The organism is Planomonospora alba (assembly GCF_039534085.1).
In the GTDB taxonomy this organism is placed as follows: Bacteria; Actinomycetota; Actinomycetes; order Streptosporangiales; family Streptosporangiaceae; genus Planomonospora_B; species Planomonospora_B alba.
The window spans coordinates 39,309-53,450 of record NZ_BAAAUT010000038.1 but is presented as its reverse complement, the minus strand read 5'-3'; the positions used below and the strand labels follow the sequence as shown (position 1 = coordinate 53,450).

Here is a 14,142-nt window from a genome sequence, read left to right as displayed (position 1 = left end):
GGCCTCCTCCCCGCGACCGGCCGGTCGTCGGCGCGTTCCCGGGACCTCGGCGGGCAGCGCCTACACTTGGCGGCATCATGACTGCTCTCTCCCTCATCGGCGGACACGTCTCCGTCACCGGCGGCCTGGCCAAGGGCGGCCTGAAGTACGCCTCGGACATCGGCGCCGAGATGATCCAGGTGTTCGTCACCAACCCCCGCGGCTGGGCGCTGGCCGCCGGCGACCCGGTCCAGGACGAGCGGCTGCGCGAGTCGGGCGTGGTGACCTTCGTGCACGCGCCGTACCTCGTCAACCTCGGCACGCCGAGCGCCGACACCCTGGAGAAGTCGGTGGCGACCGTACGGCACGGCCTGCTGCGCAGCGCCGCCATCGGGGCGAAGGGCCTGGTCGTGCACACCGGCTCGGCGGTGAGCCAGCCCCGCGAGGACGCCCTGCGCCAGCTCCGCGAGCACCTGCTGCCGCTGCTGGAGGAGCTGCCCGACGACGGCCCCGACCTGCTGCTGGAGCCGATGGCCGGGCAGGGCGGGATGCTCTGCGCGACCGTCCAGGACCTGGAGCCCTACCTGGCGGCGCTCGACTGGCACCCGAAGGCCGGCATCTGCCTGGACACCTGCCACGCCTTCGCCGCCGGCCACGACCTGTCGACCCCTGAGGGGGTCCGGGAGACCTTCGACTGCCTGCACGCGGTCGCGCCGGGCCGGCTCCGGCTGATCCACGCCAACGACTCCAAGGACGTGTGCGGCTCCAAGAAGGACCGGCACGAGAACATCGGCGCGGGCCACATCGGCGCGGCGGCCTTCGCCGAGCTGATGCGCCACCCCGCCTGCGCCGGGATCCCGCTCTGCATCGAGACGCCCGGCGGCGCCGACAAGCACCGCGAGGACATCGAGCTGCTGAAGAAGCTCCGCGACGGGCTGTGATCCCCGGCGGCGGCACCCGCCGCCGGGCGCCCCCGGGCGCGCCCCCGGCGGCGCCGGGGCGCCGCCGGGGGTACGACGGACGTCCGGTCCGCGTGCCGGCCGCCCCCGTGGGGCCGGCTCGCGGTACGGCCCGCGACACGTCGCGGGCCTCACCGTCGTACCGGAGGCCGCCGGACCATCCCCCCCGGGTATCAAGGTCCGGCGGCCGGGTGACCGCTTCACCGACGCTCACCCGGGAACCCCGCCCGCCAGTCTGCGAGCCTCGCGGCTCCGTCCCCTCCTGGCCCGGCGGGTCGGCTCTCCGATGCAGGAACACTATGAGGGGGCCTGATCAGGCGAAACCCGCTTCACCCGCAGCGCGTTCAACGGTGTGTAGTTGTCGTTGTACGGAGAGTGCCCGGGCGACGAGCGGTCGCCCTCCCGCGACGAACGGCCGCCGCCGTCCGCTCACGCCTCCACCGCCGGGGCGGCCTGCACCGGACGGTCCTGGAACTGGCGGACCAGCTGCTCCCGGACCTGCCGGGTGTGGCGCCGGCTGACCGCCAGCGTCTCGGCGCCGACCTGCAGCACGACCCTGCCGCCGTCGAAGCGCATCTCGCTGACGTGCCGCGCGGCGACCAGCGTGCTGCGGTGGATGCGGATGAACCCCGACCCGGCCCAGCGCCGCTCCAGCGCGGCCAGGGACATGCGGATGAGGTAGGTGCCCTCGGCGGTGTGCAGCCGCACGTAGTCGCCCCTGGCCTCGGCGAACCGGACCGACTGCCGGGGCACGAACCTGGTCCGGCCGCCGAGCTCGACCGGGATGACCTCCTCCGGTCCCTGCTGCGGCGGCGCGGGCGCGGCCTCCAGGCGCCGCACGGCCTCCGCCAGCCGTTCGGCCCGCACCGGTTTGAGCAGGTAGTCCACCGCCTCCAGCTCGAACGCCTGGACCGCGCAGTCGTCGTGGGCGGTGACGAAGACCAGGCGGGGCGGCCGGGGGAAGCCCGAGGCGAGCCTGGCCAGGTCCAGGCCGTCGATCCCGGGCATCCGGATGTCGAGGAAGACGCCGTCCAGCCGCTCTCCCGAGGCGATCATCGCGACCATGTCCTGGAGCGCTCTGACGCCGTCGGAGGCGGTGGCGACGTGCTCGATGCGGGGGTCCCTGCGGAGCAGGTACGCCAGCTCCTCCAGGGCGGGGATCTCGTCGTCGACGGCCAGGACGCGCAGCATGGCCCTCACGTTGCCCACTGCGGCACGCGGCCCGCAAGCGACATGCCGGTAACGGGTGAGGACGGCGGGGCCGACGGGGACGGCGGCACGGTCAGGCGGGGTCGGCCGCGCGGACGCCCTTGGGCACCCGGAGCCGGACCCGGGTGCCGGCCCCCAGGCCGCTCTCCACGACCAGCCCGTAGCCGTCGCCGTAGATCTGCCGGAGCCGCAGGTCCACGTTGGCCAGCCCGATCCCGCCCTCGCCCCGGCCCGCGCGCGGGCCGTCGTCGAGCAGCAGCCGCGCCTGCTCCGGCTCCATGCCGAGCCCGTCGTCCTCGACGCTGATGTGCGCCTCGGCCCCGGCGTCCTCGATCACCACCCGCACCTCGCCCGGGCCCCCGCTGCGGGCCAGGCCGTGCTTGATGGCGTTCTCCACCAGCGGCTGCAGGCACAGGAACGGCACGGCCACCCCCAGCACCTCGGGTGCGACCTGGACGGTGAAGCGGAGCCGGTCGCCGAACCGGGCCCGTTCCAGCAGCAGGTAGCGGTCCACGCAGCGCAGCTCGTCGGCCAGCGTGGTGAGGTCTCTGGCCCGCCGCAGCACGTACCGGGCGAAGTCGGCGAAGTCCACCAGCAGCTCGCGGGCCCGCTCGGGGTCGGTGCGGACGAAGGAGGCGATGGTGGTCAGCGAGTTGTAGACGAAGTGCGGGGAGATCTGCGCGCGCAGCGCCCGCATCTCCGCCTCCGCGGCCCGCCTGCGGTACTCGTCGAGACCGGCGAGCTCCAGCTGCCCGCAGATCCAGCGGGCCACCTCGGCGGCGGTCCGCAGCAGCGCGGGGGCGGGCGCGGCGCCGTAGGCGAGCAGCACGCCGGCCACCCGGCCGTCCACCTCCAGGGGGACGGCCGCCGCGCTCCTGACCGGGCAGTCCGGCCGGCCGCAGGCGAGCGCCTCGCCCTCCAGGACCCGGGGGCGGCGGGAGGCGAGGGCGGCCGCGGCGTGCCCGGGCGCCCGCTCCCGCTGGCAGTCCGGCCCGCCGTCCCAGGCCAGCACGCCGTCGGGACCGGCCAGCGCGGCGGCCTCGGCGCCGAGCAGCACCCGCAGGTGGCGTACGGCCTTGCCGGCGGTCTGGGAGGTCAGCCCGGAGCGCAGCCAGGGGGCCGCCCGCGCCGCCACGCGCAGGGTGGTGAAGGTCGCCTCGCCCTGCCGTCCGGCGCCGCGCCCGTCCCACCGGTCCCCGCGCCCGTCTCCGTGGCCGCGCGCACGGCGGTGCGGGAAGCCCCCGCCCCGGCGGGGCAGCGCGAGCCCGAGCAGGAAGCAGATCGCGGACAACAGCGCCCAGCCTCTGGTCGACATGCCGGAACCGTAGCCAACGCCGCCCGCCGAGCAGGGCGGAACGCGGTTACCGGCCCGCTTACGGGGGGCCTTCGCCCGGCTCCTCCTGGTACGAGTAGCGCTGCTCCCGCCAGGGGTCGGCGACGTTGTGGTAGCCGCGCTCCTCCCAGAAACCGCGCCGGTCCTCCACCATGTACTCCACCGCCCGCAGCCACTTGACGCTCTTCCAGGCGTACAGGTGCGGCACGACCGCCCGCACCGGGTGGCCGCGTTCCGGCGAGATCGGCCTGCCGTCCAGTTCCACGGCCAGCAGGGTGCGGTCGCGGGCGAAGTCGCTCATCCTGACGTTGGCGCTGTAGCCGTACTCGCCCCACAGCATCACGTGCCGCGCCTGCGGGGCGGGCGGGGCGAGCTCCAGCAGCGTGGCCGCGGAGACGCCGCACCACTCGTAGCCCATGATCGAGAACTTGGTGACGCAGTGGAAGTCCGCCACGACCGTCGTGCGGGGCAGCCCGGAGAAGCGCTGCCAGGAGAAGCGGTACGGCTCTCCCGAGGCGGTCGCCCCCATGACCTGCAGTTCCCAGGTCTCCGGGCGGAACGTCGGCACCCTGCCGTAGTGGATCACCGGGTGCCCCCGCGGGACGTACTGGCCCGGGGGCAGGCGGGTCTCCTCCAGCGGATCCTCGGGCCGATCCACCATCACTCCCCCACCAACTCCCCTCGCCGTTTCCCCGGTGGCACGGGGCAATCCTGCCACCGCCCGTTCCGCCTCCGGAGGGCGGGCTCCCCGTTGCGCGCGGCCCCGGGGCCGCGCGCCGCCGCGTGCGGGCCGCGCGCCGCCGCACCGGAGAGCCGCCGTCCGCCTGCTGAGACGGGACGGTCCGCGGCGGGCGGGGTGCGCTAGCATTGCGGGCGATGCGTACCGTGTTCTGGTTTTTCTATGGCGACGGACCCGTGGGTCGGACCGTCCGCCTCCAGATGCTGCGCTGACAGCCAGGCGAACACGAAGGCCCCGGGTCCGATCGGACCCGGGGCCTTTTCGTTTCCCGCGTTCACCCAAGGAGAGAAATGGTCATCGTCATGGCCCCCGAGGCCACCCAGGAAGACGTCGACGCGATCGTGGAGGTCGTCTCCGCGGCGGGCGGCAGCGCGTTCGTCAGCCGGGGCGTGAGCCGTACGATCATCGGCCTGGTCGGCGACGTCGCGCAGTTCGGCGCGCTGAACCTGCGCGGCATGCGGGGGGTGGCCGACGTGATGCGGGTGACCGCGCCCTACAAGCTGGTGAGCCGGGACAACCACCCCGAACGCTCCACGGTCCGGGTCGGCGGCGTGCCGATCGGCCCGGGCACGGTGACGCTGATCGCGGGCCCGTGCGCGGTGGAGAGCCCGCAGCAGACGCTGGAGGCGGCCGAGATGGCCAAGGCCGCCGGGGCCACCCTGCTGCGCGGCGGCGCCTACAAGCCCCGCACCTCGCCCTACGCCTTCCAGGGCCTGGGCGAGGAGGGGTTGCGCATCCTCGCCGGCGTGCGGGAGGCGACCGGGCTGCCGGTCGTCACCGAGGTGGTGGACGCCCACGACGTCGAGCTGGTCGCCTCCTACGCGGACATGCTGCAGATCGGCACCCGCAACGCGCAGAACTTCGCGCTGCTCCAGGCGGTGGGCGGGATCGGCAAGCCGGTCATGCTCAAGCGGGGCATGAACGCCACCATCGAGGAGTGGCTGATGGCCGCCGAGTACATCGCCCAGCGCGGCAACCTCGACATCGTGCTGTGCGAGCGGGGGATCCGCACCTTCGAGACCGCCACCCGCAACACCCTGGACGTCTCGGCGGTCCCCGTCGCCCAGCGCCTGTCCCACCTGCCGGTCATCGTCGACCCGTCCCACTCCGGCGGCCGCCGCGACCTGGTGCTGCCGCTCACCCGCGCCGCCATCGCGGCCGGCGCCGACGGTGTGATCATCGACGTCCACCCCCACCCGGAGCAGGCGCTCTGCGACGGCCCGCAGGCCCTGGTCAACGGCGACCTGCGGGAGCTGGCCCGGGTGATGCGCCAGCTCCCGCCGCTGCTGGGCAAGACCGCGGTCGGCGACGCGCTGGCCTCCGCCTGACCCGGCCCGGCGGGCGGACGGCCTCGGTCCAGGCCGGGCGGACGGCCTCGGTCCAGGCCGGGTCCGCTCCGGCGGGTGCGGTCGCGGTCCGGAGCGGGCCCGCTCCGACGGAGGACACAGGAACGGACAAGGCGGATTTTTCCGCACTCACCGCTCTTGTTCACTGTTAGTAGCACTTCAGTGACTATGTGTGTTCAAAGAGTGGAGTGATGGGTATTGAGGGGTGTGGGATCGGTTCCACTCCGTCACCGGGCGGTGCGGACGGGGACCGGTCGCAGTCGGAGTTCCGGCCCGCAAGGGCAGGACGAAGAAAGGAAACCCAGTCCCATGAGGAAGATCCTGTCTCGCATCGCGCTCACCGGCATCGCCGCGACCACGCTGGTGCTGGCCGGCTCGTCCGCCGCCACCGCGGGCGGCTGCGGCGGTTTCGGCGGCTACGGCTTCGGCGGGTCGTTCTACAACGCCAACCAGTCCGCGGCCGGCCCGCAGGGTGCCGCCAACACCAACCTGTGCACCGGCACCAACGGCGGCTACGGCCTGTGGTAGACCGCCGGTGAGGTGAGGCGTTCTCCGCAACGCACCTGCGAGGCCCCGTCCGTGTCCCGGGCGGGGCCTCCCTCCGCGCGGGAGGCGCGCGCCGCCCGCGGGCGGCGCCGGGCCGCCCTACTCAGGCGCGGCTGAGTATCCGCGCGGATGCCCGGACCGGCCCCGGTGCCGGACCGTGGAGGGCATGACGAGAGCGATCCAGCCCAAGAACACCAGCGCCTTCTACCTCCAGTCGATCATCTCCTTCGGCGTGTCCGTCACCGCCGTCGCCATCGGCCTGGTCTACCTGCCGGTGGACGCCTGGGTCCGCGGTTTCCTGGCCATCGGCGTGCTGTACGTCGTCACCTCGACCTTCACCCTGGCCAAGTGCGTGCGCGACCGCCAGGAGCTCTCCGAGGTGACCACCCGGGTCGACCAGGCCCGCCTGGAGAAGCTCCTCACCGAGCACGACCCCTTCAAGGTCGACTGAGCGCGCCCGCGCGGCGTCCCGGCGCGGAACGGACCCCGCCCGGGCCTCAGCCCTCCGGCTTGTACTCCTGCAGGGAGTCGGCCAGCTGCACGGCGAGCTCCTCGGCGTCCAGCCGCCGCTCGATCAGCTTCAGGTCGTCGATCTTGGCGGCGGTCTCGGGCCGGCGGGGCGCCAGCAGGGTGCAGCAGTCCTCGTCGGGGAGCTCGGAGATCTCCAGGGTGCCGATCCGGCGGGCCTCGGTGATGATCTCGCTCTTGTCGAGGCCGATGAGCGGGCGCAGGATCGGCAGGTCCACGGCGTCGTCCTGGGCGGTGATGTTCTGCAGGGTCTGGGAGGAGACCTGGCCCAGGGAGTCGCCGGTGATCAGCGCGCCGGCGCGGATGCGGTGGGCGACCTCCTCGGCGGTCTTCAGCATCAGGCGGCGCTGCGCGATGACCGCCAGGCGGTCCTGGCCGGAGGCCTTGATGGACTGCTGCGCCTTGCCGAACGGCACCACCCAGAAGCGCGCCCTGCCCTGGAACTTCTCCAGCGCGCGCACCAGCGCGTACGCCTTGTAGATGGACTCCGAGGTGGTGAACGGGATGCCGGAGAAGTGCAGGAAGTCCACCCGCAGCCCGCGGCGCATCATCCGGTAGGCCGCCACCGGGGAGTCGATGCCGCCCGACATCAGCACCAGCGCGCGGCCGCTGGAGCCGACCGGCAGGCCGCCCTGGCCCTGCAGGCCGTCGGTGTGCACGAAGACCTCGTCGCGGTCCACCTCGATGGAGACGGTCAGCTGGGGGTTCTTCAGGTCGACCGGCAGCCTGTAGGTGTCGTTGATCGCACCGCCGACCTCGCGGTCGAGCTGCATGGAGGTCAGCGGGAAGCGCTTGTCGCGGCGCCGGGAGCGGACCGCGAAGGTGACGCCGCGCCTGACGTCCTCCCGGTCGGCGAGCAGCTCGATCGCGGCCTTGGTCACCGCCTCGGGCTCCTTGGCGACCCGCCAGGCCCGGTGGATCCAGACCAGGCCGGGCACGTAGGAGACCCGCTCGGCGACCGCGTCGGCCGTCTCGACGCTCGTCCCCTCCGGCAGGAACAGGGCGATGACGCCGTGGCGCTGGCGCACGTCCACCTTGAAGCCGAACTCCTTCAGCGCCGCCCTGATGTTGGCCTGCAACCGCTGCTCGAACACCTCGCGGTTGTCGCCCTTCAGGACGACCTCGCCCAGCTTGAGCAGGACGCAGGGCTCGCCCAGTGCGGACAGGGCCATGGTGGAACCTCCGGTGGGACATCGGGGAGAAGGGTGCGTACGGCTGCCGCCGAGCGTCGCGGGCGGTCGTCAACAGGCAACGCCGCGCCTGGGCCACTTTAGTCCCGCCTAGGACTCGTCGAAGCCCTGCTCGATGGCGTAGCGGACCAGCTCGACCCGGTTGTGCAGCTGGAGCTTGTTCAACGTGTTCTGGACGTGGTTCTGCACCGTCCGGTGGGAGAGCACCAGCCGCTCGGCGATCTGCCGGTACGACAGCCCCTTGGCCACCAGGCGCAGGACCTCGGTCTCCCGCTCGGTCAGCCGCGGCCCCCGCGCGGGGGCGGGCTGGGCGGCCAGCCGGCGGTACTCGCCCAGGACGAGCCCGGCCAGGCCGGGCGTGAAGACCGCGTCGCCCTCGGCGGTGCGGCGCACCGCGTCGAGGAACTCCTCCCGGCTCGCCGACTTCAGCAGGTAGCCGGAGGCCCCGGCCTTGACCGCCTCCAGCACGTCGTCCTGCTCGCCGCTGGCCGACAGCACCAGCACCCGGGGCGGCGGCTCCGCCGCGGCCAGCCCCCTGGCCACCTCCACCCCGGACAGGTCGGGCAGCCGCAGGTCCAGCACGACGAGCCCGGGCCGCACGGCCGCCGCCGCGCGGAGCGCCTGGCGCCCCTCGCCGACCGCGGCCACCACCTCGTAGCCCGCCTCGGCCAGGTCCCGCGCCACCGCGTCCCGCCACATCGGATGGTCGTCCACCACCATCACGCGCATCCGACCAGCGTATTACCGCCTCCGCCCGGCGCTCCCGCCCGCAGGCGCAGGGGCGTGACGAAAAAATGGATCGGGGGCGGGATACCCCTCCACGGAAGGAGGAGAGGGATCCGGACGAGCCGGGAGGAGTGACATGAGAAGACGTTTCGGAGCGTTGCTGGCGGCCGCGCTGGTCCTGACCACCTGTTCCTGCGGCGGCGCGCGGCTCGCCCCGGAGATCGACGCCGAGCGCCTGGCCCCCAACGACGGGGGCAACGGCTACCAGGACGGCATCGTGATCAGGAACGCCATCATCGTCGGAGGGGACCCCGCCGAGCTCCTGGAGGCGGGCTCCAGCGCCCCGCTGCGCGTCGTCCTCATCAACAAGCGGGACGCCCCCGACCGGCTCGTCTCCGTCAGCGCCCCGGACGCCTTCCAGGGAGCGCAGCTGACCGGCGGCGGCGTCGACCTCCCCGTACGGCAGGCCGTCGGCGCCGGCCCGGAGCCCCTGGTCACCCTGACGGGGGCGACCCGGCAGCTGCGGATCGGCGCTTTCGTCCCCGTGGAGTTCCGCTTCCAGCAGGCGGGGGCCACGCGCATCCAGGTGCCGATCCTGCCGCCGTCGTCGGGACGGGCCGGTTTCTCGCCCTCCCCGCACCCCTCGGCCCCGGGCGGCCCCTCGCCCGCCGCGCCGGCGGTGAGCCCCTCGCCCGCCTCGCCCGCCCCCGCCGGTACGGAGGCGAGCCCGTCGCCCGCCCCGCAGGAGGGCGGGACCGACTGACCCGCGCCCGCCGGGCACGACGGCGCCGCGCCGGCCCGGGGCGTCAGGTCTCCGCCGGGACGGACAGCTCCACCTCGGTACCGTGCCCCGGGGCGGACACCACGGTCACCGTCCCGCCCAGGTCGGCGACCCGGCCCCGGATCGACTGGGCGACGCCGAGCCGCCCCTCGGCGGCGGCCCGCTCCAGGCGGCCCTCCGGGATGCCCGGCCCCTCGTCCCGCACGGTCACGGTGACCGTGCCGCCGTCGGCCTCGGCGAAGACCCAGGCGCGGGCCCGGTCGCCGCAGTGCCGTACGACGTTGTCCAGGGCGGCGCCGACCGCGGCGGCCAGCTCCCGGGCGGTCCGCTCGGGCAGCGTCAGCGGGGTGGCGGGGGTGGAGACGGTGACCCGGGCCGAGGCGTGGGCCCGCAGCAGGGCGCACAGGTCGGCGGTGCCCGCCGGGGGCGGCTGCGGGCGGGCCCCGATCAGCTCGCGGAGCGCGGCCTCCTGCTCGCCGGCGAGCCTGCCCAGCTCGGCGGCCTCCCCTCCCAGGCTCAGGCCGCGCCGCTGGACCAGGGCGAGCACCTGGAGCACCGAGTCGTGGATGCCGCGGGCGAGCCGCTCCCGCTCCCGGCCCGCGGCCTCCATCTCGATCGCCTGCTGCATGCGCGCCTCGGCCCGCCGGGCCAGCCGGGCGACGTGGCCGACCAGCACGCCGGCGAGGAAGAGCAGCACGGTGCCGTTGACCGGAAGGTCCCCGGAGTCCGGGCCGGGCACGCCGCGCGTCCACAGGTCGGCCAGCGACACGATCGCGGCGGCCGCGGCGCCGGCCCGGCGCCCGCCGTACACGCCCCAGGCGAGCACGGCGCCGCCCATCCAGGTGGCGGTGACCGGCATGCTGCCCTGCTGCTGGGCGCCCTGCACCGCGGGGGTGGTCAGCAGGCAGCCGACGGTCACCAGCATGTCGGCGGCGAGCAGCGGCCGGCCGCGCGCGGCCTCGACGGAGTAGGCGAAGACCGTCGCCGCGGTCCACCCGGCCATGACGGCGAGCACCAGCCAGCCGAGCGCCGGGTCGGCGTATCCTCCGGCGCGGACCAGCAGCACCGCGGCGTAGACGAGCGAGGCGACGCGGAAGACCGCGACGGTCCGCCAGAACGACCCCTCGATTCCCGTCACGGGGGCGACCCTACCCGGGCCCGCCGGGGCGCGCCGGACCGCGGGCGGTCCCGGGCGGGCGGGGCCGTCCCGCCCGCCGGGCGGGACCCGTCAGCCGAAGAAGACCTCGGCCTCCTCGTAGCGGCCGGCCGGGACGGTCTTCAGCTCCCTGGTGCCCTCGTCCAGGCCGACGCGGACGATGTCCGTGCCGCGCAGGGCGACCATCTTGCCGAAGTCGCCCTCGTGCACCGCGTCGATCGCCTGCAGGCCGAAGCGGGTGGCGAGCACCCGGTCGAAGGCCGTGGGCGTGCCGCCGCGCTGGATGTGGCCGAGCACGGTGGTGCGGGCCTCCTTGCCCGTCCGCTTCTCGATCTCCTTGGCGAGCATCTCGCCGATGCCGCCCAGCCGGACGTGGCCGAAGGCGTCGAGCTCGCCCGTCTGCAGCGCCATCTGGCCCTCGATGGGGTGGGCGCCCTCGGCGACCACGATGATCGGCGCGTAGCGGGTCTTGAAGCGGGACTCGACGTAGGCGCAGACCCGGTCGATGTCGAACGGCTTCTCCGGGATGAGGATGACGTTGGCGCCCGCGGCCATGCCGGCGTGCAGTGCGATCCAGCCCGCGTGGCGGCCCATGACCTCGCAGATCAGCGCGCGGTGGTGGGACTCGGCGGTGGTGTGCAGCCGGTCGATCGCCTCGACGGCGATGTTGACGGCCGTGTCGAAGCCGAAGGTGTAGTCGGTGGCGTTGAGGTCGTTGTCGATCGTCTTCGGCACGCCGACGACCTTCACGCCCCGGTCGTAGAGCTGCTTGGCGACGCCGAGCGTGTCCTCGCCGCCGATGGCGATCAGGGCGTCGACCCCGGTCTGGGCGAGGTTCTCCTTGATCTTCTCGACGCCGCCCTCGATCTTGATGGGGTTGGTCCGCGAGGAGCCGAGGATCGTGCCGCCGCGCGGCAGGATGCCCCGCACGGCCTGGATGTCCAGCGGCATGGTGTCGCCTTCCAGCGGGCCGCGCCAGCCGTCCCGGAAGCCCACGAACTCGTGCCCGTGGACGCCCACCCCCTTGCGTACGACGGCGCGGATAACGGCGTTCAGGCCGGGGCAGTCGCCGCCTCCGGTCAGCACTCCAATACGCATGGCATCCTCCGGTGGTGGTTCCGAGGTGATACGGCCAGACTAAGCGGGGTGACGCGCCGGACGGGGGCTCCGCCGACCCAAGGCATTCTGCCCCCAGAGCCTCCCAATGGTCTAGACCAAACCGCCGGGCGCGTACCGGATGTCGCGCCGGGCCCGCCGGGCCCGGCCGGCTCAGCCCCGCGGCAGCACGCAGGACGGCGTGCCGGCGGCGAACACCTGCTCGGGCTCCTGCGGGATGCCCTCCTTCAGCGGCAGCACGGCGACGTCGCCGGAGTTCTGGTTGGCCACGTACATCCGCCCGCCCGCGACGGCGAAGTGGCGCGGCCAGGCGCCCCCGCAGGGCGCCTCGGCGACCCGGTCCAGGTCCGGCCGCGACAGCACCGCGATCGTGTCGGGCCCCCGGTTGGCGACGTAGACGAACGGGCCGCAGACCTCCAGGTGGGAGGGGCGGTTCTCGCCCTCCGATCCGCTGGCGGGCACTGCGGCGGTCTCGCGCCAGTCCGCGTCGTAGGCGCGGACGGTGCCGTCCAGTTCTCCCGCCACGTACCAGCGGCCGTCCGCCCAGGCCATGTGCCTGGGGCCCATGCCGGGGGCGAGCCGCACCGGGCCGTCCGGGTGGAGGGCCGCCCGCCCGTCCCCGACCGTGAAGCGGCGGACCTCGTCGGTGCCCAGGTCGGTCACGTACAGCACGCCGTCGGGGCCGAAGGTCGCCTGGTGGGCGTGGGCGCCCTCCCGGTGGGGGAAGGCCCGCACGGTGGTGAGCCGCCCGTCCCCGCCGATGCCGTGCACGCTCACCGTGCCGTCGCCGTAGTTGGCCACCGCCAGCAGCGTGCCGGACGGGTCCACCGCCAGGTGGCAGGGGAAGGAGCCCTCGCTGGAGCGCCCGCCGAGCGGCGAGAGCGCGCCGTCCGCGCCCCGGGCGAAGACCTCCACGGTGCCCCGCTCGCCCTCCCCCACCGCGTACAGCACGGGCAGGCGGGGGTGGACGGCCAGGAAGGACGGCCCGGAGGCCGGCGTCTCGCCGCGCCGGGACAGGCCGCCCCGGCCGTCGCGCTCCGCCACGACGATCCCGGTGCCCGTCCCCCCGGTGTCCGGGGTGTATCCGCCGATGTACGCGATCTCCGCCATCATTCTCCAGCCGTCATCGATCGTTGACCGGTTCGTGACCTTAGCGCAGTCGCCGTACGGCGGGCACGTCCCGTCCGGGAGGCGCGCGTCAGCCCGCGGCGCCGGCCTTCAGCCGCCGGGCGACGCCCACCACCCGGGCGGCCATGTGGTCGAGGGCGGCGTACTGCGCGTCGGTCAGCGGGTCGTCGTTGCCGCCGCCGGTGACGTGGGAGACGCCGTAGGGGTTGCCGTCGGCGAACTTCAGCGGGTCGGTGTAGCCGGGCGCGACGAGGATGCCGCCGAAGTGGTGGATGGTGTTGTAGAGCGCGAGCAGGGTGGACTCCTGGCCGCCGTGGGCGGTCATCGAGGCGGTGAAGCCGGCGTAGACCTTGTCGGCCAGCAGACCCTGTGCCCACTGCGGGCCGAGGGTGTCGATGAACTGCTTGAGCTGGCTGGAGATGTTGCCGTAGCGGGTCGGGGTGCCGAGCAGCACCGCGTCGGCCTCCACGATGTCGTCGGGCACGGCCTTCGGCTCGTCCTTGGTGGTGTCGAAGTGCTGGCTCCAGGCCGCGTTGGAGGCGATCGCCTCCTCCGGGGCCAGCTCGGGCACCTGCCGGAGCCGGACCTTCGCGCCCGCCGCCTCGGCGGCGGAGGCCAGGCGCTTGGCCATCGCGTGGACGGTGCCGGTGGCGGAGTAGTAGATGACGGAGACTCTCACCTCGGTCATGGGTCTGCCCCCTGTCGGACGAAGGAGATGGCCGGGCGCGGGCGCCCGACCCCGCCCTACCCGCGGCGCGGCCCGCGACCCGCGCGGCCCGGCGATCCGGACGGTCCGCTGACCGAGTCCCGGCCGACGATCTCCCTGCTCCGGATCCCCGGCCGGCGGCGCGCGGCGGGCACGCGAAGGCGCCCCGGCCGCGGCCGGGGCGCCTTCGCGGGCAGGGAGCGCCGGTCAGCGCTGGGCCTGCATCATCCAGTGGTGCTTCTCCACGTCCTGGGTGATGGCGATGAAGATGTCCTGCGTCACGGGGTCGGCCTCCTCGGTGGCCACGACGCGCTCGCGCATCCGGCGGCCGATGGACTCCAGGATGTCGGTCATCGCGGCGACGACCTTCCCGACGTCCAGGTAGCCGGAGTCGAGCTGCGGGACCTTCGTGGAGTTCGCGATGGTGCCCGCGCGGCCGTCGGGCGTGACGTCGAGCGCCACCGCCCTCTCGGCGACCGTGTCGGCGTGGGCCCGGGCGAAGGCGACGATCTCGTCCAGGTGCAGGTGGATCTGCCGGAAGTTGTGGCCGATCACGTTCCAGTGCGCCTGCTTCGCCAGCAGCGAGAGGTCGAGGAGGTCGACGAGCGCGCCCTGCAGGGCCTCTCCGACGACCTTCTTGTCCTCGGGCTTGAGCGGGCCGGTGATGGTGGCCATGGGATGTCCCCTCCCTTGATCGACA

At 74.2% G+C, this 14,142-nt stretch carries 15 protein-coding genes; 5 read left to right on the top strand and 10 right to left on the bottom strand.

All coding sequences use genetic code 11. The features are described from left to right. Positions 1–77 precede the first annotated feature (77 nt). Positions 78–920, top strand: a complete 843-nt coding sequence (locus tag ABD823_RS22430; RefSeq protein WP_344862706.1) for a deoxyribonuclease IV — start codon at positions 78–80, stop codon at positions 918–920. Positions 921–1,367: 447 nt separating this feature from the next. Here the strand turns inward: ABD823_RS22430 and ABD823_RS22425 are convergent, their stop codons facing one another. From ABD823_RS22425 to ABD823_RS22415, 3 genes are all read right to left on the bottom strand, one after another. Further along, on the bottom strand, positions 1,368–2,129 hold the full coding sequence (locus ABD823_RS22425) for a LytR/AlgR family response regulator transcription factor (protein ID WP_344862762.1): 762 nt from the start codon (positions 2,127–2,129) through the stop codon (positions 1,368–1,370). A gap of 91 nt (positions 2,130–2,220) precedes the next feature. Further along, positions 2,221–3,462 carry a sensor histidine kinase gene (locus tag ABD823_RS22420; RefSeq protein WP_344862704.1) on the bottom strand — a complete coding sequence of 414 codons (1,242 nt, stop codon included), beginning with the start codon at positions 3,460–3,462 and terminating at the stop codon, positions 2,221–2,223. A 58-nt stretch (positions 3,463–3,520) separates the two neighbouring features. After that, a complete protein-coding gene (locus tag ABD823_RS22415) occupies positions 3,521–4,141 on the bottom strand; it encodes a molybdopterin-dependent oxidoreductase (protein WP_344862703.1) in 621 nt (206 codons plus the stop codon). Positions 4,142–4,509: 368 nt separating this feature from the next. Here ABD823_RS22415 and aroF point away from each other — a divergent pair, with 368 nt between their 5' ends. The 3 genes from aroF (at position 4,510) to ABD823_RS22400 (ending at position 6,562) form a co-directional block, all read left to right on the top strand. Beyond that, positions 4,510–5,547, top strand: a complete 1,038-nt coding sequence (gene aroF / locus ABD823_RS22410) for a 3-deoxy-7-phosphoheptulonate synthase (protein ID WP_344862701.1) — start codon at positions 4,510–4,512, stop codon at positions 5,545–5,547. 327 nt (positions 5,548–5,874) lie between these two features. Next, positions 5,875–6,093, top strand: coding sequence for a hypothetical protein (locus ABD823_RS22405; RefSeq protein WP_344862699.1), 219 nt, complete (start codon positions 5,875–5,877; stop codon positions 6,091–6,093). 184 nt (positions 6,094–6,277) lie between these two features. Then, positions 6,278–6,562 carry a YiaA/YiaB family inner membrane protein gene (locus tag ABD823_RS22400; protein WP_344862697.1) on the top strand — a complete coding sequence of 95 codons (285 nt, stop codon included), beginning with the start codon at positions 6,278–6,280 and terminating at the stop codon, positions 6,560–6,562. 46 nt (positions 6,563–6,608) lie between these two features. Here ABD823_RS22400 and thiI read toward each other — a convergent pair whose 3' ends face one another. Together thiI and ABD823_RS22390 are read right to left on the bottom strand one after the other, a co-directional pair. Continuing rightward, positions 6,609–7,811, bottom strand: coding sequence for a tRNA uracil 4-sulfurtransferase ThiI (thiI, locus tag ABD823_RS22395; RefSeq protein WP_344862695.1), 1,203 nt, complete (start codon positions 7,809–7,811; stop codon positions 6,609–6,611). Between the two features lie 108 nt (positions 7,812–7,919). Further along, the gene (locus ABD823_RS22390; protein WP_344862693.1) at positions 7,920–8,558 is read right to left on the bottom strand and encodes a response regulator; all 639 of its coding nucleotides are present in this window, start codon (positions 8,556–8,558) and stop codon (positions 7,920–7,922) included. 133 nt (positions 8,559–8,691) lie between these two features. Between ABD823_RS22390 and ABD823_RS22385 the strand changes: the two genes are divergently transcribed. Next, positions 8,692–9,318 (top strand): copper chaperone PCu(A)C domain-containing protein, encoded by a 627-nt coding sequence (locus tag ABD823_RS22385; RefSeq protein ID WP_344862691.1) that lies wholly within the window; start codon positions 8,692–8,694, stop codon positions 9,316–9,318. 43 nt (positions 9,319–9,361) lie between these two features. Here ABD823_RS22385 and macS read toward each other — a convergent pair whose 3' ends face one another. From macS to ABD823_RS22360, 5 genes are all read right to left on the bottom strand, one after another. Further along, complete coding sequence (gene macS, locus ABD823_RS22380; RefSeq protein ID WP_344862689.1) at positions 9,362–10,474, bottom strand: MacS family sensor histidine kinase; 1,113 nt, start codon at positions 10,472–10,474, stop codon at positions 9,362–9,364. A 90-nt stretch (positions 10,475–10,564) separates the two neighbouring features. Next, positions 10,565–11,590 carry a 6-phosphofructokinase gene (locus ABD823_RS22375; RefSeq protein WP_344862687.1) on the bottom strand — a complete coding sequence of 342 codons (1,026 nt, stop codon included), beginning with the start codon at positions 11,588–11,590 and terminating at the stop codon, positions 10,565–10,567. A gap of 171 nt (positions 11,591–11,761) precedes the next feature. Then, a complete protein-coding gene (locus ABD823_RS22370) occupies positions 11,762–12,718 on the bottom strand; it encodes a lactonase family protein (RefSeq protein ID WP_344862685.1) in 957 nt (318 codons plus the stop codon). An 88-nt stretch (positions 12,719–12,806) separates the two neighbouring features. Beyond that, positions 12,807–13,424 (bottom strand): NAD(P)H:quinone oxidoreductase, encoded by a 618-nt coding sequence (wrbA, locus tag ABD823_RS22365; protein WP_344862683.1) that lies wholly within the window; start codon positions 13,422–13,424, stop codon positions 12,807–12,809. Positions 13,425–13,649: 225 nt separating this feature from the next. Next, positions 13,650–14,117: a Dps family protein gene (locus tag ABD823_RS22360; RefSeq protein ID WP_344862681.1), complete on the bottom strand. Its 468-nt coding sequence runs from the start codon at positions 14,115–14,117 to the stop codon at positions 13,650–13,652. Positions 14,118–14,142 lie beyond the last annotated feature (25 nt).